Source organism: Embleya scabrispora DSM 41855, assembly GCF_000372745.1.
GTDB lineage: Bacteria > Actinomycetota > Actinomycetes > Streptomycetales > Streptomycetaceae > Embleya > Embleya scabrispora.
In genome coordinates, this window is sequence record NZ_KB889704.1 from 22,061 (window position 1) to 43,960 (window position 21,900).

At 72.7% G+C, this 21,900-nt stretch carries 19 protein-coding genes; 8 read left to right on the top strand and 11 right to left on the bottom strand.

Features of this window, described 5'->3' with window-relative positions:
• Positions 1-232 precede the first annotated feature (232 nt).
• From A3IC_RS0140175 to A3IC_RS0140185, 3 genes are read right to left on the bottom strand one after another with little or no spacing between them, the layout of a single operon-like run.
• Positions 233-1,252 (bottom strand): acetamidase/formamidase family protein, encoded by a 1,020-nt coding sequence (locus A3IC_RS0140175; protein ID WP_020555710.1) that lies wholly within the window; start codon positions 1,250-1,252, stop codon positions 233-235.
• The gene (locus tag A3IC_RS0140180) at positions 1,249-2,703 is read right to left on the bottom strand and encodes an APC family permease (protein WP_020555711.1); all 1,455 of its coding nucleotides are present in this window, start codon (positions 2,701-2,703) and stop codon (positions 1,249-1,251) included. Before A3IC_RS0140180 ends, A3IC_RS0140175 begins: the two co-directional genes overlap by 4 nt.
• Before the next feature lie 54 nt (positions 2,704-2,757).
• Positions 2,758-3,897, bottom strand: a complete 1,140-nt coding sequence (locus A3IC_RS0140185) for an ABC transporter substrate-binding protein (protein ID WP_020555712.1) — start codon at positions 3,895-3,897, stop codon at positions 2,758-2,760.
• Between the two features lie 50 nt (positions 3,898-3,947).
• Here A3IC_RS0140185 and A3IC_RS59355 point away from each other — a divergent pair, with 50 nt between their 5' ends.
• Positions 3,948-4,388 carry a MarR family winged helix-turn-helix transcriptional regulator gene (locus A3IC_RS59355; protein WP_245599797.1) on the top strand — a complete coding sequence of 147 codons (441 nt, stop codon included), beginning with the start codon at positions 3,948-3,950 and terminating at the stop codon, positions 4,386-4,388.
• Between the two features lie 62 nt (positions 4,389-4,450).
• Here A3IC_RS59355 and A3IC_RS0140195 read toward each other — a convergent pair whose 3' ends face one another.
• Positions 4,451-6,865 carry an ATP-binding cassette domain-containing protein gene (locus A3IC_RS0140195; RefSeq protein ID WP_020555714.1) on the bottom strand — a complete coding sequence of 805 codons (2,415 nt, stop codon included), beginning with the start codon at positions 6,863-6,865 and terminating at the stop codon, positions 4,451-4,453.
• Positions 6,866-7,042: 177 nt separating this feature from the next.
• On the opposite strand from A3IC_RS0140195, the gene A3IC_RS0140200 reads away from it, so the two are divergent.
• Entirely contained in the window at positions 7,043-8,488 is a 1,446-nt protein-coding gene (locus A3IC_RS0140200; RefSeq protein WP_020555715.1) for a hypothetical protein, read from the top strand.
• Between the two features lie 30 nt (positions 8,489-8,518).
• Here the strand turns inward: A3IC_RS0140200 and A3IC_RS0140205 are convergent, their stop codons facing one another.
• The 4 genes from A3IC_RS0140205 to A3IC_RS0140225 all read right to left on the bottom strand — a co-directional run bounded on the left by A3IC_RS0140205 (position 8,519) and on the right by A3IC_RS0140225 (position 12,370).
• On the bottom strand, positions 8,519-9,724 hold the full coding sequence (locus A3IC_RS0140205; protein ID WP_020555716.1) for a cation:proton antiporter: 1,206 nt from the start codon (positions 9,722-9,724) through the stop codon (positions 8,519-8,521).
• 84 nt (positions 9,725-9,808) lie between these two features.
• Positions 9,809-10,030 (bottom strand): cation:proton antiporter regulatory subunit, encoded by a 222-nt coding sequence (locus tag A3IC_RS59360; protein WP_020555717.1) that lies wholly within the window; start codon positions 10,028-10,030, stop codon positions 9,809-9,811.
• Positions 10,031-10,594: 564 nt separating this feature from the next.
• A complete protein-coding gene (locus tag A3IC_RS0140220) occupies positions 10,595-11,809 on the bottom strand; it encodes an acyl-CoA dehydrogenase family protein (protein WP_020555720.1) in 1,215 nt (404 codons plus the stop codon).
• Positions 11,810-11,974: 165 nt separating this feature from the next.
• Positions 11,975-12,370: a VOC family protein gene (locus A3IC_RS0140225; protein ID WP_020555721.1), complete on the bottom strand. Its 396-nt coding sequence runs from the start codon at positions 12,368-12,370 to the stop codon at positions 11,975-11,977.
• A 343-nt stretch (positions 12,371-12,713) separates the two neighbouring features.
• On the opposite strand from A3IC_RS0140225, the gene A3IC_RS0140230 reads away from it, so the two are divergent.
• From A3IC_RS0140230 to A3IC_RS0140255, 6 genes are all read left to right on the top strand, one after another.
• Entirely contained in the window at positions 12,714-13,733 is a 1,020-nt protein-coding gene (locus A3IC_RS0140230; RefSeq protein ID WP_020555722.1) for an ADP-ribosylglycohydrolase family protein, read from the top strand.
• 45 nt (positions 13,734-13,778) lie between these two features.
• Positions 13,779-15,266, top strand: coding sequence for a bifunctional phosphatase PAP2/diacylglycerol kinase family protein (locus tag A3IC_RS0140235; protein WP_020555723.1), 1,488 nt, complete (start codon positions 13,779-13,781; stop codon positions 15,264-15,266).
• 410 nt (positions 15,267-15,676) lie between these two features.
• Complete coding sequence (locus tag A3IC_RS0140240; RefSeq protein WP_158696298.1) at positions 15,677-16,105, top strand: hypothetical protein; 429 nt, start codon at positions 15,677-15,679, stop codon at positions 16,103-16,105.
• A 263-nt stretch (positions 16,106-16,368) separates the two neighbouring features.
• On the top strand, positions 16,369-17,049 hold the full coding sequence (locus A3IC_RS0140245) for a uracil-DNA glycosylase (protein ID WP_020555725.1): 681 nt from the start codon (positions 16,369-16,371) through the stop codon (positions 17,047-17,049).
• A 240-nt stretch (positions 17,050-17,289) separates the two neighbouring features.
• Positions 17,290-18,579: a MurT ligase domain-containing protein gene (locus tag A3IC_RS0140250; protein WP_026219293.1), complete on the top strand. Its 1,290-nt coding sequence runs from the start codon at positions 17,290-17,292 to the stop codon at positions 18,577-18,579.
• Complete coding sequence (locus A3IC_RS0140255; protein WP_026219294.1) at positions 18,579-19,313, top strand: type 1 glutamine amidotransferase; 735 nt, start codon at positions 18,579-18,581, stop codon at positions 19,311-19,313. Before A3IC_RS0140250 ends, A3IC_RS0140255 begins: the two co-directional genes overlap by 1 nt.
• A gap of 72 nt (positions 19,314-19,385) precedes the next feature.
• Here A3IC_RS0140255 and A3IC_RS0140260 read toward each other — a convergent pair whose 3' ends face one another.
• From A3IC_RS0140260 to A3IC_RS59365, 3 genes are all read right to left on the bottom strand, one after another.
• Positions 19,386-20,444, bottom strand: coding sequence for a cation diffusion facilitator family transporter (locus A3IC_RS0140260; protein ID WP_020555728.1), 1,059 nt, complete (start codon positions 20,442-20,444; stop codon positions 19,386-19,388).
• Positions 20,441-20,827 carry an ArsR/SmtB family transcription factor gene (locus A3IC_RS0140265; protein WP_020555729.1) on the bottom strand — a complete coding sequence of 129 codons (387 nt, stop codon included), beginning with the start codon at positions 20,825-20,827 and terminating at the stop codon, positions 20,441-20,443. The genes A3IC_RS0140260 and A3IC_RS0140265 overlap by 4 nt, the downstream gene beginning before the upstream one ends.
• A gap of 173 nt (positions 20,828-21,000) precedes the next feature.
• On the bottom strand, positions 21,001-21,891 hold the full coding sequence (locus A3IC_RS59365; RefSeq protein ID WP_052174033.1) for a PaaX family transcriptional regulator: 891 nt from the start codon (positions 21,889-21,891) through the stop codon (positions 21,001-21,003).
• Between the last annotated feature and the right edge of the window lie 9 nt (positions 21,892-21,900).

A 21,900-nucleotide genomic window follows, 5' to 3' on the forward strand; every position in this document is an offset into this window, starting at 1 on the left:
GCACCCCGGGACGAGAGGTGCCGGCCGCCGGCCCGCCTGTGGCGGGCATCCCCGGGCCCCCCTGAGGGGATCCGCGTCGGCGGACGCGTCCTTCCCGGGGGTGTCCCCCAGCCCGCCCGGCGCGGCCGGTCGGCCGCCGCCGGGCACCGGGAACCGGTGGCCCCTCCGGTCCCGGAGTCGGGGCACCGGGACGGGACTTGGGACCTCGCCGGTCCCGGCCGGTGCCGGGGCCTCAGCGCTCGGCCAGGTAGGCCGCCGCAACCGCCCGCAGGTGGTCGTGCCGCCCCTCGTAGGCCCGGTGTCGGCCGAGCAGGGCCTTGGGCAACTTGCCGACCATCGTGTAGTTGGTGTCGCACACGTTGGCGGCCGGGGCCAGGCCGGCCTGGCTGACCAATTGGTAGGCGTCGAGCAGTTCCAGGTCGAGCAGGCCCGCCGTCCAGTCCACCAGGTCGCGCTGGCTGATCCGGAAGGCGTCCTCCAGCGGCCGGGCCGACCCGGTGGTGAGCAGGTGGTCGTCGTTCTCCAGGCGCGGCGACACCGGCGCGCCGCCCTTGATCAGGTCGACCACGATCACCGTGCGCATCGCCGCCTCGACCGCGGTCCCGCACACCTCTCCCTCGCCCTGTCGGGCGTGGCCGTCGCCGATCGAGAGCATGCCGCCCGCGACGTTGACGCCGAAGTACGCGGTGGTGCCGGCCCGCATCTCGGGCGTGTCCATGTTGCCGCCGTGCGCACCCGGGGTGATCGACATCAGCGTCTCGCCGCCGGCCGGTGCGACGCCGACCGTGCCGTGCATCGGGTCCAGCGGCATCTCCACCGTGAAGTCGCTCCTGCGGGCCCGGAAGCGGCAGACGCCGGCCTCGACGTCCAGGTCGTAGACCCACACGCGTTCCTCCAGCGGAGCGTGCAGCATCGCCGTGGTGGGCGTCGCGGTCAGCGCGCCGAAGTGCGGGAAGGTGCTGGAGATGCCCCAGTCGCGGGCGGGCGTGATGTCCACGAAGTGCACCGCGAGGGTGTCACCGGGTTCGGCGCCCTCGACCGCGATCGGCCCGGTGACCGGGTTGAGGTAGGGGAAGGTGCACACCGCGCTGGGCAGGTCGTCGACGCCCCTGACGTTCCCGCCGAAGCAGTCCTCGGTGGACAACTCGACGATGGTGCCGGGGCGGACCGTCACAAGGGGGCGGCGCCCGCCGAAGGTGTAGGCGTACTGGTGGTAGGTCGGCCTCAGGGAGACGACTTCGAGCAGGGTCATACGGGTTCCTCGACCTGGTCGATGGCGGAAATTTTGGGCCGGCGGCCCGCCAGGACCAGACCGGCGAGGAGGGCGAGGCCGATCGCGAACCAGATCGTGCCCAGTCGTTGCGCGTCGCCGTCGGCGTTGTAGACGACGTAGGCCAGGATCGCGAAGCCGAGCGAGGGCGCGATCAGGTGCCGCCAGTAGTCCCGGCTCTTGTTCCGGACGAGATAGTGCACGACCACCGACACGTGCAGCACCAGGAAGGTGGTGAGCGCGCCGATGTTGACCAGGCTGCTCAGCGTGGTGATGCCGTCGTCGCGGGTGCTGGTGTACAGGCCCAGGGCGAGCGAGATCGCGGCGGTGAGCAGCGTGGCGTTGACCGGGACCCGGTGCTTGGGGTGCACCTTGGCCAGGAATGACGGCAGTTGCCGGTCACGGGCCATCGCGTACAGCAGCCGGGAGGTCGCGGCCTGGGCCACCAGCGAGTTGGCGAAACCCCATGCGATCGCGGTGGCCACGGCGGTGAGCTTGGCCAGCCAGCCGCCCGCCGCGACCCGGGCCGCGTCGTAGAACGCGGTGCCGTCCGGGTCGCCGTTGTCGATCAGCGCCTTGGGGTCGGGCACCAGCAGCGAGGCCACCCACGTCTGCACGATGAACAGCGTCCCGGCCAGGAGCAGCGCGGCGACCATCGACCTGCCGATGGCCTTGGCCGAGTCCTTGTTCTCCTCGGACAACATGGAGATCCCGTCGAAGCCGAGGAAGCTCAACGCCGCGATCGAGACGGCGCCGAAGACCAGGCTCCAGGAGAAGGTGTCGCTGTTGTAGATCGGGGTGAAGTCGAAGCCGCGGCCCTTGCCGTCGATCAGCGCGACCACGCCGATCGCGATGAACAGGACCAGGATGATCAGTTCGCCGATCAGCATGATCTTGTTGACCTTGGCGGTCATCTCCACGCCGAGGTAGTTGACCGCCGTGTTCAGCAGCACGAAGCCGACCACCCACATCCACACCGGGATCGAGGTGACCAGCGAGTTCATCGCGACGGCGGCGATCAGGTAGAGCAGGCCGGGGACCAGGATGTAGTCGAGCAGGATCATCCAGCCGGCCAAAAAGCCCACCGGGGCGGCGATGCCGCGGCCCGCGTAGGAGTACACGGATCCGGCCATCGGAAACGCCTGGGACATCTGCGCGTAGGACAGCGCGGTGAACATCATCGCGACCATGCCGATGACGTAGGCGAGCGCGACCATGCCGCCGGAGCCCTGGAACACGCCGCCGAAGATGCCGAACGGCGCGATCGGGACCATGAAGACCAGGCCGTAGACGAGCAGGTCACGAAAGCTCAGGGAGCGGCGGAGCTCTTGCTTGTAGCCGTACTTCTCGATCGATTCGGGACCACCGGTCGAGCCGGGTCTGCCGGTCGACTCGGGTCTGCCGATCTTTTCGGGCGCGGGGACTTCGCTCATGTCGGTCTCTCCTCGGGACGACCCCGAGGGGTCTCGGAAAGACCCTAGAACCAACTATTTCCAAATGGAAGTACTTTCCGGCCGCGGCATCACGGCGAAATCCAGCCCCTCCGCCCGAGCCAGGAACACCTGCCGGCGCGGCGGACCCAGCGGCGAGCGGGCCCAGGCCCCACGCGCGGCGTCCGGCCCCCCGTCCAGCAGGCGATGCACCGCAGCCGCCAACCCGTTCGGCGCGAGCGCGCCGCGCGCGGCCAACGCCGCGACCAGGTGCAGCCCGTCGTACAGACCCTCCGCGTAGGCGTCCAACACCGGCGCCTGCGGCCCGAACAACGACCGATGCCGCTCGGCCAGACCCAACCGGCGATCATCGGTCTGCGACGCGAACGACTGCATCACCGCGTACATCGCGCCGGTGTCGTCCCCGCCATAGGCCAGCAGCCCGTTCTCCTCCAGCGAGCCGGACAGCCGGACCAGGATGCGATCCAGTCCGGCGTGCCGCAACGCCCGATTGAAGTCGACCAGGTCGCGGCCGATCAGGCTGAGCAGCAGCGCGTCGGCCCGGGTGGCCCGAAGGCCCGCGAACAACTCGTCCAACCCCGCGCGCACCGCGCCGAAGCCCACCCGCCGCTCGTACACCACGCTGCTGCGCGCGTCCGCGATCAACCGTGTGGCGGCCGCGTGGATGGCCTGGGGCCAGATGTAGTCGTTGCCGATCAGCGCCCACCGCCGCAACCGGTGATGCTCGGTGAGCCGGCCGATCGACTCGCGGAGCTGACGCATCGGGTCGACCCCCGTGCAGACCACCCCGGGCAGCCGGCTTCCGCCCTCGTGCGGCGGGGTGAAGATGTACGGGGTCCGGCCGCTGACCACCGACTCGATCGCCCGGTGCACGTCGCTGGTGTGGAAGCCGACCAACACGTCCACCGCCCCGGCGTCGCCGAGCATCGCGACCTGGGCCGCGACCTCGTCGGGCGGGCCGCCGGCGTCCACCAGGACCAGCTCCAGCGGGCGGTCGCGCACCCCGCAGGCCGTGTTGATCTCGTGCGCCGCGAGCAGCGCCGCATCCACCGCGGAGGGCCCGATGATCCCCAGCGCACCGGACTGGGGCACCACGAGTCCCACTCGAAGCACCTGGGGATTCCGGTCGGAATACAGCGCGTCGAGCGGCTCGATCAAGACTGTCTCGACGCTCATCAGGCGAGTAAGTATGCTCCTGGAAAGGGCCTGGTGAAGGGGTGATGGGCATGTCCGCCGGCGAACTCGCGGAGCGGGCCGTCGCGCAGCCGCCCCTGATCGAGATGCTCACCATCGCGCAACGCCGCCTCACCCGCACGTTGACCCACGCGTTGGCCGAGGAGGACTGCACCCTCGACCAGTGGCTCGTGCTGCGTGCCCTGGGCGACGGCGAGGGCCGACAGATGGGCGATCTGGCGCAGCGCCTGGTGATCCCGCACGCCAGCCTGACCCGGATCGTGGACGCGCTGGTGGACAACGGCTGGATCTACCGACGCCAGTCCGGCATCGACCGCCGTCGGATCGCGGCCCATCTGTCCCGGCGCGGCCACGATCGCCTGGCCCGGCTGAACGCACTGGCCGAGGCCCACGAGTCGGCCGTGCGGGCCGCGTGCGCGAGCGAGGATCCGGCCGCCATCCTCGCCTTCCTGGCCGGACCGGACGCCGGCTGACCGGGCAGGGCCGCGCCCTCCCGCTCCGCGACGGTTCCTCGGGCCCCGCCCGGGCCGCCCCGTCAGTGCGCCGCCAGGAACCGCGCGGTCACCCCCACACCCCCGGCCGCCACGTGGGCCGGCACCCCGCTCGCCACGACCCGGCCACCGTTGGCACCGCCGCCGGGGCCCATGTCGATCATCCAGTCCGCACCGGCGATCACATCCAGGTCGTGTTCGACCACCACCACCGTGTTGCCCGCCGCGACCAGTCCGTGCAACTGGTGCATCAACAACTCGATATCCGCCGGGTGCAGCCCGGCCGTCGGCTCGTCCAACAGGTACAACGTGTGCCCGCGCCGGGCCCGTTGCAACTCGCTCGCCAGCTTGATCCGCTGCGCCTCGCCGCCGGAGAGCTCGGTCGCCGGTTGGCCCAACCGCAGATAGCCCAGGCCCACCTCGCGCAGCGTGGTCAGGCTGCGCGCGGCGGTCGGCACTTCGGCGAGAAAGTCGGCGGCGGCGTCCACGGTCAGCCCGAGCACGTCCGCGACGCTCAGCCCGCGGTAGGCGACCTCCAACGTTCGCGGGTTGTAGCGGGCACCACGGCAGGTCGGACACGGCGCGTACGTCCCCGGCAGGAACAGCAGTTCGACCGCGACGAAGCCCTCGCCCGAACACGTCTCGCACCGGCCGCCGTCCACGTTGAAGGAGAACCGGCTCGCGGTCCATCCGCGCTCGCGCGCCGCGTCGGTGTCCGCGAACAGCTTGCGGACCGTATCGAACAGACCGGTGTAGGTGGCCAGGTTCGAGCGCGGTGTGCGCCCGATCGGCTTCTGGTCCACCCGCACCAGGCGGTCGATCGGATCCAGGCCCTCGACCGCGCGAATCTCGCCCGACTCCTGCCGCCGCTCCTCGTCCTCCTGCGCCCGGGCGCCCAGATGCTCCGCCGTCACCTCCGCCACCACCCCGCCGACCAGGCTGGACTTGCCCGCGCCGGAGACGCCGGTGACCACGGTGAACACGCCCAGCGGCAGACGCACGTCCAGGTCACGCAGGTTGTGCAGGGTCACCCCGGTCAGCGTCAGCCACCCGGTCGGCGAGAGCGGCTCCCGGGCCGGCGGCGGGCCGGCCCGGAACAGGAATCGGCGGGTCGCCGAATCGGCCACCTCGCGCAGCCCGTGCGGCGGCCCGCTGTACAGGATCCGACCACCGCCCTCGCCCGCGCCGGGCCCCACGTCCACGAGCCAGCCCGCCCGGCGCGCCACCGCCATCCGGTGCTCCACCACGAACAGCGAGTTGCCCGCCGCGCGCAGCCGATCGAGCACCACGAGCAGCGCCTCGGTGTCCGCCGAGTGCAGCCCGGCGGACGGCTCGTCCAGCACGTACACGACACCGAACAGCCCCGACCGCAACTGGGTGGCCAGCCGCAACCGTTGCAGTTCGCCCGAGGACAACGTCGGCGTCTCCCGGTCCATGCTCAGATATCCCAGGCCCAACTCGACCAGCACCGCGATCCGCGCCACCAGGTCGGCGCAGATCGTCGCGGCCGGCTCGCCGTCGGCCTCCGCGCCGGCCAGCACCTTCGCCGCCTCGACCAGCGGCAGCGCGACCAGCGCGGCGATGTCGTAGCCCGCGAAGGTCACCGCCAGCGACGCGGGCCGCAACCGCCGACCGTGGCACACCGGGCACGGCCCGCTGCGCAGGAAACGCTCGACCCGCCTGCGCTGCGTCGCGCTCTTGGAACTCGCGAACGTCTTCAGCACGATGCGCCGCGCGCTGCTGTAGGTGCCCTGGTAGTCGCGCTGGATCCGGCTCGCGTCGCGCACCGGGTGCACGGTGACCACCGGCTGGTCGTCGGTGAACAGGATCCACTCCCGCTCGGCCCTGGGCAGCTCGCGCCACGGCCGGTCCACGTCGTAGCCGAGCGTGGCCAGGATGTCCCGCAGGTTCTTCCCGTACCAGGCACCGGGCCACGCGGCGATCGCCCCGTCCCGGATCGACCGGCTCGGGTCCGGGACCAGCGACTCCTCGCTCACCTCGTGCACCCGGCCCAGGCCGTGACAGTTCGAGCAGGCGCCGGCGGCGGTGTTCGGCGAGAACGCGTCCGAGTCCACCCGCTGTGCCCCGGGCGGGTAGGCGCCGGCCCGGGAGAAGAGCATCCGCAGCGAATTGGACAGCGTCGTCAGCGTGCCCACCGTCGAACGCGAGGTCGGCGCGGACCGCTGCTGACGCAACGCGATGGCCGGCGGCAACCCGCTGATCTCGTCCACACGCGGCGCGCCCACCTGCTGGATCAGCCGTCGGGCATAGGGCGCGATCGACTCGAAGTACCGCCGCTGCGCCTCCGCGTACACCGTGCCGAACGCGAGCGAGGACTTGCCCGATCCGGACACCCCCGTGAACACCACGAACGTGTCGCGCGGGATGTCCACGTCCACGTCCCGCAGGTTGTGCTCACGCGCACCACGCACCCGCACATACGGATCGTGCTCGGTCATCACACCGCTCCTCGCACCACCGGCCGAAGGTTGTCCTATGCCCGCCGAAAGGTGACCCACAACCGTGGCCGACCCCGCGGACCCGACGACGGACGCACTGGTGATCGTCGGGATCCGCGACTAACGTCGGCGCGCGCCGGGTGGTCCGGGGCGGATGGGTTGCGGCAAGGGGCGGCGATGGGGCTGGAGGCGGTCGATCCGCGGACGCCGGTGTTGGTCGGGGCCGGGGTGGCGCGGCAGCGCCTGGCCGAGGCCGGGGCCGGGGTCGGCGAGTTGGAGCTGATGGCGCAGGCCGTCGAGGACGCCGCGGCGGGGTCGGGCGCGCTGTTGCGGGCGGTGCGGCAGGTGCTCGTACCGCGCGGGACCTGGCGGCACGGCGATCCGGGGCGCTGGCTGGCGGACCGGTTCAAGATCGTGGACGCGCACAGCACGTTGGCCGAACTGGGGGTCCTGCAACAGTCGTTGATCACCCGGGCCTGCACCGAGATCGCCGCCGGACGGGCCGAGGTGGTGCTCGTGGTGGGCGGCGAGGCGGCGCATCGGCGACTGCGCGCCAGGATCGCCGGTCTCGAACTCGCGGATCCGGTCGCGGAGGGGGTCCCGGACACGGTCTGGGCGCCCGGCGCGGACATCCTGGCCCGGGTCGAGATCGACCGCCATCTGGCGGTGCCGGCGCGGCAGTACGCGGTGATGGAGTCGGCGATCGGCGCCGCGCAGGGCCGATCGCCGGCGGACGACGCGCGGGAGATCGCCGCGCTGTGGGCGGACTTCTCCACGGTCGCCGCCGACGCCGGGCACTCGGTCCGGGGCCGCGCGGCGCACACGGACGAACTCCTGGCACCCACCGGGCGCAACGCGTGGCTGGCGAGCCCGTACTCGAAGTGGCACTGCTCGCAGATGAACGTCGACCAGGCCGCCGCGCTGCTGCTGTGCTCGGCCGAGGCCGCGCGCCGGTTCGGGGTGGCCCGCGACCGGTGGGTGTTCCCGACGGCGGCGGCCGAGGCGAACACCATGGTGCCGCTGGTGGCCCGACCGGACCTGGACCGCTCGCCCGGGTTCGCCGCGGTCGGCGCGGCACTGGGCGCGGGGGTGTTCGACGCGACGCACCTGGACCTGTACAGCTGCTTCCCGGCCGCGGTCCGGATCCAGCGGCACGAGCTGGGCCTGACCGGGCGCGCCGGCCGGGAGCTGACCGTGACGGGCGGGATGGCGTTCGCCGGCGGGCCGCTGAACAACTACGCGTTGCAGGCCACGGTCGAGGTGACCCGACGGGTGCTCGCGGGCGGCGACGGGCTGGTGACGAGCGTGTCCGGGATGGTCACCAAGCAGGCCGGCGCGCTGTGGTCGGACCGCCCGGCCGCGGGCGGCTTTCGCGCGATCGAGGTGCGCGCGCAGTTGCCGAGCCGCCCGGTGGACGCGGACTACGCGGGTGCGGCCGAGGTGGTGGGCTGCACGGTGGCGTTCGAGCAGGGCGAACCGGCGGTGGCGATCGCGGTCGTCGAGGGTACGGGCGGGGTGCGGTCGGTGGCGACGTCGACGCACCCGGACGTACTGGCGTCCATCCGCGCCGACGCCTGGATCGGCCGATCGGTGCACGTGGTCGGCGGCACCCTGACGGCGTGATCCGGGTCGGGGCCGGCGCGGGACCCGCGGCTACCGCGGCGTCAGATCGTCGTCGTCCTCCTCGATCGGGGCGGGCACGGGCTTGGGCCCGAACAGCCGGCGCAGCACGGGTTCGGCGTAGCGCGCGGTGAAGGGGCCGGCGACCACCAGAATGAGGACGTAGGCGGCGGCGAACGGCCCCATCCGGGGTTCGACGCCCGAGGTCGCGGCCAGGCCGGCGATCACGATGGAGAACTCGCCGCGCGCGACGAGTGCGCCGCCCGCCCGGTAGCGGCCGGGTTTGGCGATGCCGGCCCGGGCGGCGGCCCAGTAGCCGGTGGCGATCTTGGTCAGCGCGGTGACCACCGCCAGCGCCGCGGCGGGCAGCAGCACGCCCGGCAGCGCGCCCGGGTCGGTGGACAGGCCGAAGAACACGAAGAAGACCGCCGCGAACAGGTCGCGCAGCGGCGCCAACAGGGTTTGCGCGTGTTCGGCCACGTCGCCGGAGATCGCGATGCCGACCAGGAAGGCGCCGACGGCCGCGGAGACCTGGAGCTTGTCCGCGACGCCGGCCACGAGCAGGGTCAGGCCGAGCACGCCGAGCAGCAGGAACTCCGGCTCCTCGCTGGAGAGTGCCTTGGAGATCCGGCCGCCGTGCCTGAGCGCGAGGAAGAGCACGATGCTGATCGTGCCCAGCGCGATGGCCACGGTGAGCGAGCCGCCGAGCAGCCCGACGCCGGCCAGCAGCGCGGTGAGGATGGGCAGGTAGAGCGCCATCGCGAGGTCTTCGATGACCAGCACGGACAACACGACCGGGGTCTCCCGGTTGCCCAGGTGACCCAGGTCGCCGAGCACCTTCGCGATCACCCCGGACGACGAGATCCAGGTGACGCCGGCCAGGGCGAGCGCGGCGGTGGGCCCCCAGCCGAGCAGCAGCCCGGCCAGGAAGCCGGGGACCGCGTTGAGCAGCGCGTCGATCGCTCCGGCGGGCGCGGCCGCGCGCAGGTTGGTGACCAGTTCGCCGGCCGTGTACTCCAGGCCGAGCAGCAGCAGGAGCAGGACCACGCCGATCTCGGCGCCGATCTCGATGAAGTCGTCGCTCTGCGAGAGGTCGAGCACGCCGCCGTGTCCGAAGGCGAGGCCGCCCAGCAGGTAGAAGGGGATCGGTGACATCCCCATCCGGGTGGCGACCCGACCGAGGATGGACAGGCCCAGGATGATGGCGCCGAGTTCGATGAGCAGTGTCGCTGGGTGCATGGTGGGGCTGTGCTCGCGGTGTTCGCAGGGGCAGGACGGTCTGCGGCTCGAACGCGGGGGGAGGGGGGTCCGCGGGCCGGTGGGTCAGTCCTCGGCGAGCAGCTCGGCGAGCGCCACGGCCTCGGCCCGGGTCAACCGCACGCCCGGCCCGCAGGCGTCGGGGTCGTCGACGTTGTAGAAGGCGATCCGACGCACCCCGTCCCGCCCGGCGACCACGGAGATGGCACGGCCGGCGACGGTGGACAGCGTGTACTGCGTACCGATGCCCGGGAGGGGGGTTTCGCTGATCGGGACCTGGCCGCCCATGGGGTTCTCCTGTTCGAACGAGGGCCTTCAGATTAGGTGCAACCAGGGGATGCTCGACGTTCTTCCTGACCCACCGATGCGGCTTCCGCCCGGCTTTGCGGCGCTTCGTCGAGGGCGTCGTGGGTGGATTTCGTCGGATGACCCGACCGCGGGGCGACGCGATGGAACGCGCGCTCGCCGGCGCGTTCGCCGGCATGCTCGACGTGGCCGGAGGTGGGTCGGCGTCGGCGCGGGTATTCGCAAGGTGACGTCGCCGCCGCGACGTGTCCGGGCCCGCCCGGAACCGACCCTTGTCCAGGAGGTCGCCGTGACCGACCCATGGCCGGACCCACTGCCCCCGGTGCCGCCGATGCCCACGCCGCACCCGCTGCCGGAGCCCGGCCCCGAACCGTTGCCGCCCGACCCGGGTTCGCCGCCGGCCCCGGACGAGCCGCACCCGGAGCCGGAGCCGGGACCACTTCGCTGACCGGCCGAGCAGCACGCCCGCCGAAACGCTCGGCGCGGCGCCCGGCCACGGCACGGGTCGGGCGCCGCGCCGGCGCGTGGCGCCGCCCGCGCTCGGACTCAGCGAATCGGCACGTCGGACAACGTCCGCGCGATGACCAGCCGTTGGATCTCGCTCGTGCCCTCGAAGATCGTGTAGATCGCGCTGTCCCGGTGCATGCGCTCGACCGGGTACTCACGGGTGTACCCGTTGCCGCCGAGGATCTGCATCGCGGCGGAGGTCACCCACTTGGCGGTCTCGCCGGCGTACAGCTTGGACATCGAGCCCTCGGCCGCGGTGAACGGCTGGTTCGTCGCCGCCATCCACGAGGCCCGCCAGGTGAGCAGCCGGGCCGCGTCGATCCGGGTGCGCATGTCGGCGATGGTGAACGCGACGCCCTGGTTGTCGATGATCGGCCGGCCGAACTGCTCGCGGACCTGCGCGTACTCCAGGGCCACCTCGTAGGCGGCGCGCGCGATGCCCACGGCCTGCGCGGCGACCGCCGGGCGCGAGGACTCGAAGGTGGCCATCGCCGCGTTCGAGCGCGCGGACGTACCGGACCTGGCCCGCGCGAGCCGCTCGTCCAACCGGTCCTTGCCGCCCAACAGGCAGTCGCCGGGAACGCGGACGTTGTCCAGGATCACCTCGGCGGTGTGCGACGCGCGGATCCCGTGCTTCTTGAATTTCTGCCCCTGGGACAGTCCGGGCGTATTCGGCGGGATCACGAAACTCGCCTGGCCGCGCGAGCCCAGGGCGGGATCGGTGGTGGCGACCACGACGTGCACGTGCGCGATGCCGCCGTTGGTCGCCCAGGTCTTGACCCCGTTGAGGATCCAGTCGCCGGTCGCCTCGTCGTAGGTGGCTCGGGTGCGCATCGAGGAGACGTCGGAGCCGGCGTTGGGCTCGGAGGAGCAGAACGCGGCGACCCGGATGTCGTCGGCGGTGCCGAACAGTTCCGGCGCCCACGTGATGATCTGCTCCTGCGTGCCGTTGGCCACCAGGCCGGCCGCGGCGAGCGCGGTGCCGGTCAGCGACAGGCCCAACCCCGCGTCGCCCCAGAAGAGTTCCTCCATGATCAGCGGCATGCTCAGACCGGTGGGGTCGAATGCCTGGGTGGTGAAGAAGTCGAGGGAGTACAGTCCGACCTTGGCGGCTTCCTGGATGATCGGCCAGGGGGTCTCCTCCCGCTCGTCCCATTCCGCGGCGGCCGGGCGCATCGTGTCGGCGGCGAAGGTGTGCACCCAGTCGCGGATGGTGGTCTGGTCCTCGTTCAGGGCGAGGTTGAAGGCGGTCATGGGTGGTGGGCCCCCGGACATCGTCGAATGGTTACCCGCTGGTAGCTTGAGTGTGTCGTCGCCGCCAGGGGGCGTCAAGAGGCCCGGGGGCACGGGCCGATCGGGGTTCGCGAGCGCCATCCGCCGCCGTGTCCCACGGTGCGCGCGCCGGCTGCGGGCGACCGCTCAGATGCCCGGCCGATAGCGGATCGGGTGCCGGTCCGGAACCTGCACCACGCAGATCCGCACACCGTCGGGATCGGCGATCCACATCTCGTCCAACCCCCACTCCTCCCGACGCGGCTCGCGCAGCACGGTGGCACCCCTGCCCAGGAGTTCCTTGTGGGTGGCGACCAAGTCCCGTACCTGGAGCCACAACCGCAGGTCCGCGCACCCGGGCCCGGCCTCCGCCGCGGTGCCCGAGACCTCCAGGAAGCCGCCGCCGAGGAAGAACACCGTCCCGCGATGGATCCCGGTCCCGAACTCGCGGGCGATCGCGAGCCCGAGCACGTCGCGGTAGAAGGCCAGCGAACGATCGAGGTCGATGGGGCGCAACAGGATGCGGCCGGAGAGTACGTCCATGCCCTCAAGCTTCGCCCCGGGGCAACCATTTCGAACCCTCCCGGGAGGGTATGCCCCACTCGCGCACGCACTCGCGACCACGCCCCGGCGGCCGCCTCCGCCGGCTCCCGCGTCCGCGCCGAGCCCGACCATCACGCCACCCGCCGCCTCACCCCCGCGCCACCGGTCCGCTCGGGCAAGCCTCACCCGCGGCCCCGCCCGCGCGGCCCTCGCGCCCACGCCGCGCCCGATCGCCGCACCCGCCGCCGGCCCACCGCGTCTCGCCGCCCCCTGCCCCGGTTGCCCGGCCCGGATGAGGATCCGTCCGGCCGGCAGGCTGTACCTCGACGAAGGGTGGTGCCACATGGCGGGGAACGCGGAGCGAGTGCGCGGGAGCATGTTCGGACTGGCGTACGGGGACGCGTTGGGCGCGCCGACGGAGTTCCTGTCCTACGCGCAGATCGTGCGCCGGTACGAACTGCCCGGCCCGATGGACCTCGAGGGCACACCCGCCCTGGTCACCGACGACACCCAGATGGGCCTGGCGGTGGCCCACGCGCTGATCGACGCGCGGGCGGGCGCGCCGGCGTTGACCGCCGACCGGTTCGCACCGCTGGTCATCGAGCGGTTCCTGGCCTGGTGGGACTCCCCGGACAACACCCGCGCGCCGGGGCACACGTGCATGTCCGCGTGCGCGGAGCTGGCCGCCGGTCGAACCTGGCTCGACGCGACCCGCCGCGGCTCCAAGGGCTGCGGCGCGAACATGCGGGTCACCCCGTTGGGCCTGGTCGACCACCTCGACGAGGCCGCCCGGTGCGGCGCGGCGCAACTCCAGGCGGCGGTCACCCACGGCCACCCCACCGCACTGGCCGCCTCGGACCTGACCGCGACCGCGGTGTACGCGCTGCGTACCGGTGTGCCGATCGCCGAACTGCCCGCCCACCTGCGTGCGCACGCCGAGGCGCAGCGCGAGGTCTACCGCGCCGACTGGCTCGGCGAGGACCTGTGGCGCGGCCCGTTCGCGGACACGCCGGAGGGCTTCATCGCGCGCGGCTGGGACGAATGCCTGGGCGTCCTGGACCGGTTGGACCGCGCCCTGCGGGAGCGGGATCGGCGCTCGGATCCGTGCCACGTCACCGGCGCCGGCTGGATCGCGGAGGAGTCGTTGGCCACGGCCGTGCTGTGTGTCGCGCTGTATCCGGACGACCCGAGATCGGCGCTCGCCCGCGCCGCCGCCACCTCCGGCGACTCGGACTCGATCGCCGCGTTGGCGGGCGCGATGATCGGCGCCGTACACGGCCTGGCCGGGTGGCCCGTCGAGTGGCTCGAACGCATCGAGTATCGGGCGGAACTGTCCGAGGTGTCCGAGGCTCTCCGGATGTGACGCAGGTCGTGGTGTGCGCGACCGGTTGCGGGTACTCATGGCGCCATGGGAAAGATCCATGCCGCCGACCGGGCGGCCTTCGCGTGGGTGGCAACGCATCATGTGCCGTGGGCGAACAAGGCGCTGCCCGCCTTGTCTCGCGCGGCCAACCATTCGCGTCTGTGGGCGGTGACCGGTGCGGGGATGGCGCTTTCCGGTGGACGCAGCGGGCGCCGGGCGGCTTTGCGCGGGCTGGGTTCGGTGGCGCTCGCGTCGACCGTGACCAATGTGGTCCTCAAGAGTTGGGTACGCCGGCCCCGGCCGGTGATCGACGCGGTGCCGATGGCCCGCCGGCTCAGCCGGCAGCCGTGGACGACCTCGTTCCCGTCCGGGCACGCGGCGTCCGCGGCGGCCTTCGCCACCGGCGTCGCGTTGGAGTCACGTCCGTTGGGTGTGGCGGCCGGCGCGCTGGCCGGGTCGGTGGCCTTCTCCCGGGTGTACACGGGCGTGCACTATCCGGGTGACGTACTGGCGGGCGCGGCACTCGGCGCGGGCCTGGCGGCGGTGACGCTGCGCTGGTGGCCGACCCGGCCGGTGGAGGCGGCATCCGCACCGCAGCCGCGCGGGAAGGTGCCGGCGCTGGTCGAGGGTGACGGCCTGGTGGTCGTGGTCAACTCCTCGGCCGGCCCCGAGGGCGACACGGCACAGCGCCTGCGCGAACTGCTGCCCGGCGCCAAGGTCGTCGAGCGCGGCCAGAACGGCGACCTGGTCGCGCTGTTGTGCGAGGCGGCCCGGGACGCACAGGTGCTGGGCGTCGCGGGCGGCGACGGCAGCGTGAACTGCGCGGCGCGGATCGCCCTGGAGCGGGGCATGCCGCTCGCGGTCTTCCCGGCCGGCACGCTCAATCACTTCGCCGCCGACCTGGGCCTGGCCCGGCTGGACGACACCGCGCTGGCGCTCGCGGCGGGTGAGGCGGTGCTGGTGGACGTCGCCGAGTTGCAGCGCGACCACTCGCACCCCTTCTCCGACAACGGCGAGGAACTGGGTCCGGAGCTGTTCCTGAACACCTTCTCGCTCGGCGTCTACCCCGACCTGGTGCGCTTCCGCGAGGAGTTGGAGGGCAAGATCGGCAAATGGCCGGCCATGCTGGTGGGCCTGGTCCGGGTGCTCCGGGACGCGGGTCCGGTCAAGATGCGCGTCAACGGCCGCCCGCGCTCGTTGTGGCTGCTGTTCCTGGGCAACGGCCAATACGCCCCGGAGGGCTTCGCGCCCACCTACCGCCCCGACCTCACCGACGGCCTCCTCGACGTGCGCATCGTCGACGCCTCCCGCCCGCTGGCCCGCACCCGCCTGGTGGCCGCCGTCCTGTCCGGCACACTCGGCACCTCCCGCGTCTACGAGGCGTCCACGGCCCGCACGGTGCGCCTGTCCGAGATACAGGAGGGCGCCGAGTTGGCCGTCGACGGCGAAGTCCGCCCCGGCGCCTCCCAACTCCGCATCGCCAAGGGCCGCCGCCTGATGGTCTACCGCCCCGAGGGAGCGGTACGCGACTGACGCGGCCTCGATCCGGGCCCGGTCCCCTGGTGGGACCGGGCCCGGATCGATCTCGAAGGCGGCCGCCGACCCGGCCGCCCGAGCAGGCGGACCACCGCGACGCGGTCGACCATGCCCCCTCCTCGGCGCGGCGGCCGGGTTGCGTCGACCACGCCCGCTCACCCACGGACCCCGTCCCACCACACGTTCGCGTCCCATCGCGCTCCGCCGCCGCTCGTGCCTCATCCGAACCAACTCGCCCGGCTCGCCGTCGGCTTGCCCCGGTGGGCCGGGTTCGGCGGTGGGTGGAAACCGCGGTGGGGGTCGTCTGCGTGGTGGGGGTGCGAGGGCCGCGATCCGGGGCACCGCTACGGTGTGGGCCGCCGGTCGATGGGCCGGGGGGTGCGAGCAAGTGTCGATAAGGGGCAGCGGTGGCGGTTTCGGGGGCGATATCCGGGTCGGCCGGACGGGTGGCGGCAATATTGGCGGCGGGACGAGTCGCCGCCGGAGTGGTGGCCATGGTGGCTCCGCGTGGCGGGGTGTGGTTGCGGCCCACCGCGGCGCGGGAGGCGTCGTTGCTCGGCCGAGGTCTGGGCGCGCGGGATGTGTTGCTGGGCACGGGCGTACTGCGCGCCCTGGCGAACGGCCGAGGCGGCGCCGAGTGGGGTTGGCTGGTGGTGGCCTCGGATCTGGTCGACGGGGCGGGCGGCGCGATCGAGTGGCGCCGCCTGACCCCGGCGGAACGCACGTGGGTGGCCGCGGTGTTCGCGTTGGCCGCGGGTGAGGCGGCGGTGGCCCTGGCGCTGGCCGGTACGGACGCCGAGGATGCCTGGGACACGGTGACGGGCCTGATCGACTGAGTGGCGGCGGGTGGGGCCGAACCGCTTCGGGCGCCCGTACGGCCCCGCCGCGCCGGGTGCCCGCGGCCACCCACCCGTCACCGGACTCGGTCCACGCCGCCGCGATCCGCCGACTCGGCCGGCACCGACCGCCCCACGACGCTCTCCCATCTCCCCGTGTCTCCCCCCGAAATGGATCAAGTCCCCCCGCCCGCACGCCCGTACCCCGGTCGGCGCGGCAGGCGTGCCGGGGCTGTCACCCGCTTGCCCTATGCTCAACTCCCATGGTGGCGCGGCCGTTGGGCGAAATTGTCGAGGCAGGATGGGCGAAGGCCCTGGAACCGGTGGCGGGTCGAGTGGCCGCCATGGGCGACTTCCTGCGAGGAGAGATCGCCGCGGGACGGCGTTACGTCCCGGCCGGCGCGAACGTGTTGCGGGCGTTCACCCAACCGTTCGCGGACGTGCGCGTGCTGATCGTGGGCCAGGATCCCTATCCCAACCCCGGACACGCGGTGGGGCTGAGCTTTTCGGTCGCCCCGGAGGTGCGGCCGCTACCGGGCTCGCTGATCAACATCTTCACCGAGATGAACCGCGACCTGGGCCTGCCGATGCCCACCAACGGCGATCTGACCCCGTGGGCCGCCCAGGGCGTGTTGCTGCTCAACCGCGCCCTGACCACTGCCCCCGGTCGCCCCGCGGCGCACCGCGGCAAGGGCTGGGAAGAGGTCACCGAGCAGGCCATCAAGGCGCTCGCCGCCCGGGGCACCCCGCTGGTGTCGATCCTGTGGGGCCGCGACGCCCGCAACGCCCGTCCCCTGCTCGGCCCCGGCGCGGCCGTGGTCGAGTCGGCGCACCCCTCCCCCATGTCGGCCGCCGGCGGCTTCTTCGGCTCCCGCCCGTTCTCCCGCACCAACGACCTCCTGGTCGCCCAGGGCGCCGAACCGGTGGACTGGCGCCTCCCGTAACCCCAAAGCACCAACAAGGCCGTCCGGGCCACGAGGCCGGGGCGGGCTCATCCGGCTGCCGCGAAACCCCAACTCCCACAGCCCGCGCAACCGGCGGGTCGGGCGGGCACGTCCGCCCGACCCGACCGGGGGCGCAACCACGACAACCACCCCGCGCGTCCACGCCTATAGGGTGGCGGCCGGTACAACCGGTCATGGGCCACCGCCGGTCGGGGCCGTCGCTTGGAGGAACCTTCTTCGATGTCAGGCAATAGCGTTCCCGGCCAGGGGGGTGCGCCGCAGCGCACCTCCGAGGCGTTGCCGCCGCGTTCCAAATTGGCGATCACCGCGAGTCGGGTGACCGCGGCCATCTCGCGACGCGCCGGCAAGGGCAGCGGTTCGGTCATCGGCGGCAAGCTCGCGCTGCGGCTCGCCCCGGACCTGCTCGCGCAGTTGTCGGTGGGGCTGCAGGTGGTGCTGATCTCCGGGACCAACGGCAAGACCACCACCACGCGCCTGGTCGCCGAGGCGATGCGCGCCGCGGGTCCCGTGGTGTCCAACGCGCTGGGCGCGAACATGCCGGCGGGGATCACCTCCGCCCTCGCGGGCGCGGGCAACGAGGCTCGTTACGGCGTGATCGAGGTCGACGAGAAGTACCTCGCGGGTGTCGCCCGCGACTCCGATCCCGTCGCCATCGCGCTGCTCAACCTCTCCCGCGACCAGCTCGACCGGGCCGCGGAGACGCGGATGCTCGCCGAGAAATGGCGCGAGGGTCTGAGCGGACGCGACGCGATCGTGGTCGCCAACGCGGACGACCCGCTGATCGTGTGGGCCGCGTCCTCCAGCAAGGACGTGTTGTGGGTCGCCGCCGGGCAGACCTGGCAGGAGGACTCCTGGTCCTGCCCGCAGTGCGGCGGCGTGATGCAGCGTCCGGGCGACGACTGGTTCTGCTCGCAGTGCGACTTCCGTCGTCCCTCGCCCACCTGGTCGCTCGCCGGCGACCGCATGGTCGACCCGGACGGTCGGGTGTGGCCGCTGCACCTGCAACTGCCGGGCCGGGCCAACCGCGCCAACGCGGTCACCGCCGCGGCGATCGCATCGTTGTTCGGCGTGCCGGTGGAGGCGGCGCTGGAGCGGATGAAGCACGTCACCGCCGTCGCCGGCCGCTACGACGTGGTCGACTACATGGGTCGCAAGCTGCGACTGCTGCTGGCGAAGAACCCGGCCGGCTGGGTCGAGACGTTCTCGCTGATCGACCCGCCGCCCACCCCGGTCATCCTGTCCGTCAACGCGCTCGACGCGGACGGCAAGGACACCTCGTGGATCTGGGACGTCGACTTCACCCAGCTCGCCGGCCGCCCGCTGTTCGTTCTGGGTCAGCGCCGACTCGACCTGGCCGTCCGGCTGGAGGTCGCGGGCCTGCAGTTCCAGGTCTTCGAGACGCTCGCTCAGGCGGTCGCGGCCTCGCCGCCCGGCCAGATCGAGGTCATCGCCAACTACACGGCGTTCCAACAGCTGCGCAAGACGATCAAGGAAGCGGCACAGGCATGATCGGTGAGAGCAGGCTGCGCCTGGTCTGGATCTACCCGGACCTGCTCAGCACATACGGCGACCAGGGCAACGCGCTGATCGTGGAGCGCCGCGCGCTGATGCGCGGCATCGAGGTCGAGCGGGTGGACGTGCGCTCCGACCAGCCCGTCCCCACCTCCGGGGACATCTACCTGATCGGCGGCGGCGAGGACCGGCCGCAGCGGCTGGCCGCCGAGCGCCTGCGCCGCGACCCGGGGCTGGCCACCGCCGTGGGCGCCGGCGCCGCACTGCTCGCGGTGTGCGCGGGCTACCAGATCATCGGCAACGAGTTCATCGACGACCTGGACCAGTCCGAGGCGGGCCTGGGCCTGCTGGACGTACGCTCCGGCCGGGGCGCGCCCGGCAAGCGCTGCGTCGGCGAGGTGCTGGCCGAGGTCGACCCCGCGCTCGGCCTGCCGGTGCTCTCCGGGTTCGAGAACCACCAGGGCGTCACCCACGTGGGCCCCGGCGCCAAGCCGCTGGCCAGGGTCACCCACGGCAACGGCAACGGGACCGGCGACGGCACCGAGGGCGCGTACGCGGGTCGGGTGATCGGCACGTACATGCACGGTCCGGTGATGTCGCGCAACCCGGCGCTCGCCGACCTGCTGCTCACCTGGGCCACCGGCGTGCCGCTGACCCCGCTGGGCGACCACTGGCACGAGCAGCTCCGCTCCGAGCGCCTGCGCACGGTCCGGGCCGCCGCCTCGAACTGACGAGGCACCGAAACCGGGGAGCCCGCACACCGCCGAGCGGTGTGCGGGCTCCCCGGCTGTCGGCGCCGACCGTCAGGGCGTGTGCACCGTCCCGTGCGGATCCTCGCAGTGCCCACGCGTCGCGCCGATCGCCAGCACCGCCGGGTCGGCGTGGTCGACCTGAAGCGTCGTGTGGGTGATCGCGTACCGCTCGCGCAGCCGCTCCTGGAGCCGGTCGCGCACCCGGTGGCAGTCGTCCCCGGGTTCGACCAGGACATGTGCGGACAGCGCCGGGAAGCCGGATGTGATGGTCCAGATGTGCAGGTCGTGGATCTCGGTGACGCCCTCGACCGAGGCCAGGTCCGCCCCGACCACGTCCGGCTCGATGCCGGCGGGGGCCGCCTCCAGGAAGATCCGCCACGACTCGCGCACCAGCGCGATACCGGACTTGAGCATCAGCGCCGCCACGATCAGCGACGCGATCGCGTCCGCCCGGGCGAAGCCGGTGGCCAGCACCACGATGCCGGAGATCAGAGTGGCGATGAACGCCCACAGGTCGTTGAGGATGTGCTGATAGGCGCCTTCGACATTGAGACTGGAGCGGTTGGCGCGCGAGATGAGCCAGGCCGCGATCACGTTGATCACGATTCCGACCGCGGCGGTGACGATCACCAACGAGCCCTCGACATCGGGCGGCGAGATCAGCCGACGGACCGCCTCGTAGGTGAACCACGCCGCCAGGACCAGGAACGTGATGCCGTTGATCTGCGCGGACAAAATCTCCGCGCGCTTGAATCCGTACGTCCAGCGCCCACGCGCCGGCCGGGCGGCGAGCCGCATCGCCACCAGCGCGAGGCCGATCGCGAACGCGTCGGTGACCATGTGGCCGGCATCGGTGATCAGTGCGAGCGAGCTCGCCAGGATGCCGACCGTGACCTCGACCACGATGAACGCGCCGATCAGCACGAGCGCCGCGGTCAGGTAGCGCCGATCCGCGTCCGCGGCCACGCCGTGCGAGTGACCGGCGTGCCCGGATCTCCCGTGGTCGTGCCCGTCGTGCCCGTCGTGACGGCCGTGGGCCGCGGATGGCTCGCGGGTCGGCGCCGCCGACCCGGGCGCGTCCGGGCCGTGGTCGTGGTCGCGGATGGTCATGGAGTCCCTCCGGGAAGCTCGTTCGCGCAGCCGGTGTGATCGGTGGCGGGGGCGTGGCCGATGTGCGCGAGCGCCACGTCCAGGAGCAGGCGCACATGCGCGTCCGCGAGGCGGTAGTAGGCCAACCGGCCCGCCCGACGCACCGTCACCACCTGGTGTGCGCGCAGCAGCCGAAGTTGGTGCGAGACCGCCGACTCGCCCTGACCGCATGCCGCGGCCAGGTCGCGTACGCACAGCTCGCCCTCCAGGAGCGCGACCAGCAGGGTGAGCCGGCCGGGGTCGCCCAGGAGCGCGAACACGTCCGCGGTCTCGGCCAGGTGCGGGCCGTCCGGCAGGCGTGATCGCACCGAGTCCACCAGGTCCGCGTCCACCGGCTGCGCCACCGGGTCACCTCCACTTTCACGTCCACGCCCGCGTCCGGCCCACCTGACCGTCGGGCCCGTCCCCGTCCACCGTCGTCTCGACTCGGACATCGTAACGTCTGAACAGCTCTTCATACGAGCATGAGATGAAGATAGGGGCAGGGGGTATCGACACGCAACCGCGCCACGCCGGTTCAGCCCAGCCGCGGATCCCGATCAAGCCGCGCCCACCACCGCTGCGCCGGCTCGTGGATCTCGCGCCACGTCGCCACGAACAGGTCGCTCGCCGCCGCACCCGGCCAATCCGCCGGCAGCAGCGCGGCGGGCAGGCGCGGGTCGCGTTCGAAGGTCAGCCGCCACGCGTGCACCAGCCGGGTGCGCAGCTCGAACGCCTCCGCGTCGGTGCTCGCCCGCGCACCGGCGAACCGGTCGACGAACGCCTCCAGGACCACCCGGATCGCGGCCGGATCCCAGGCCTGCTCGACCAGGGCCCGTTCCCGCTCCGCGTCGCTCACGCTCGACGTCATCCAGGTCGCGTGCCCGGTCAGGCCGCGCTCGGCGATCAGCGACCGCAGCGCGCCCACCCCACCCGGGTCCGCCGCGATCCACACCCCCCGACCCAGATCGCCGAAGCCCTCGAAGGCGAGTTGCTCCTCGACCACCGCGCGCGCCTCGCGCAGCGCCGCCGGCGGGCGGAACAGCAGTTGTTGCCACTGCCCCGACCAGGGCGTCTCGCGGGTCGCCCGGGCGAGCCGCTCGGTCCACCCGGTCAGCAGCCGATACAGCGACGGCGCGATGGTCAGCCGGGTGTAGCGCCCCTCGGCCCGGGCCACCAGCCACCCCTCCCGGGTCAGCCTGGTGATCGCCCGTCGGGTGGCCGCCTCCGGGACACCCAGCGCGCCGAGCGCCGCCACGGCCGTCGGCGACCACACTCCGTCGTGCCCGGGCCAGCGCACGTACTCCCCCAGCACGGTCAACAACAACGTGCGGGCGCTGGGCCCGCCGTCGGCGGTGCGCCGGGTACGCGGGGCCGAGCGACCGGCGGGCGTACCCCTTGTTTCCTCGTCATCCTCCATGTAGGACATAACTCATCC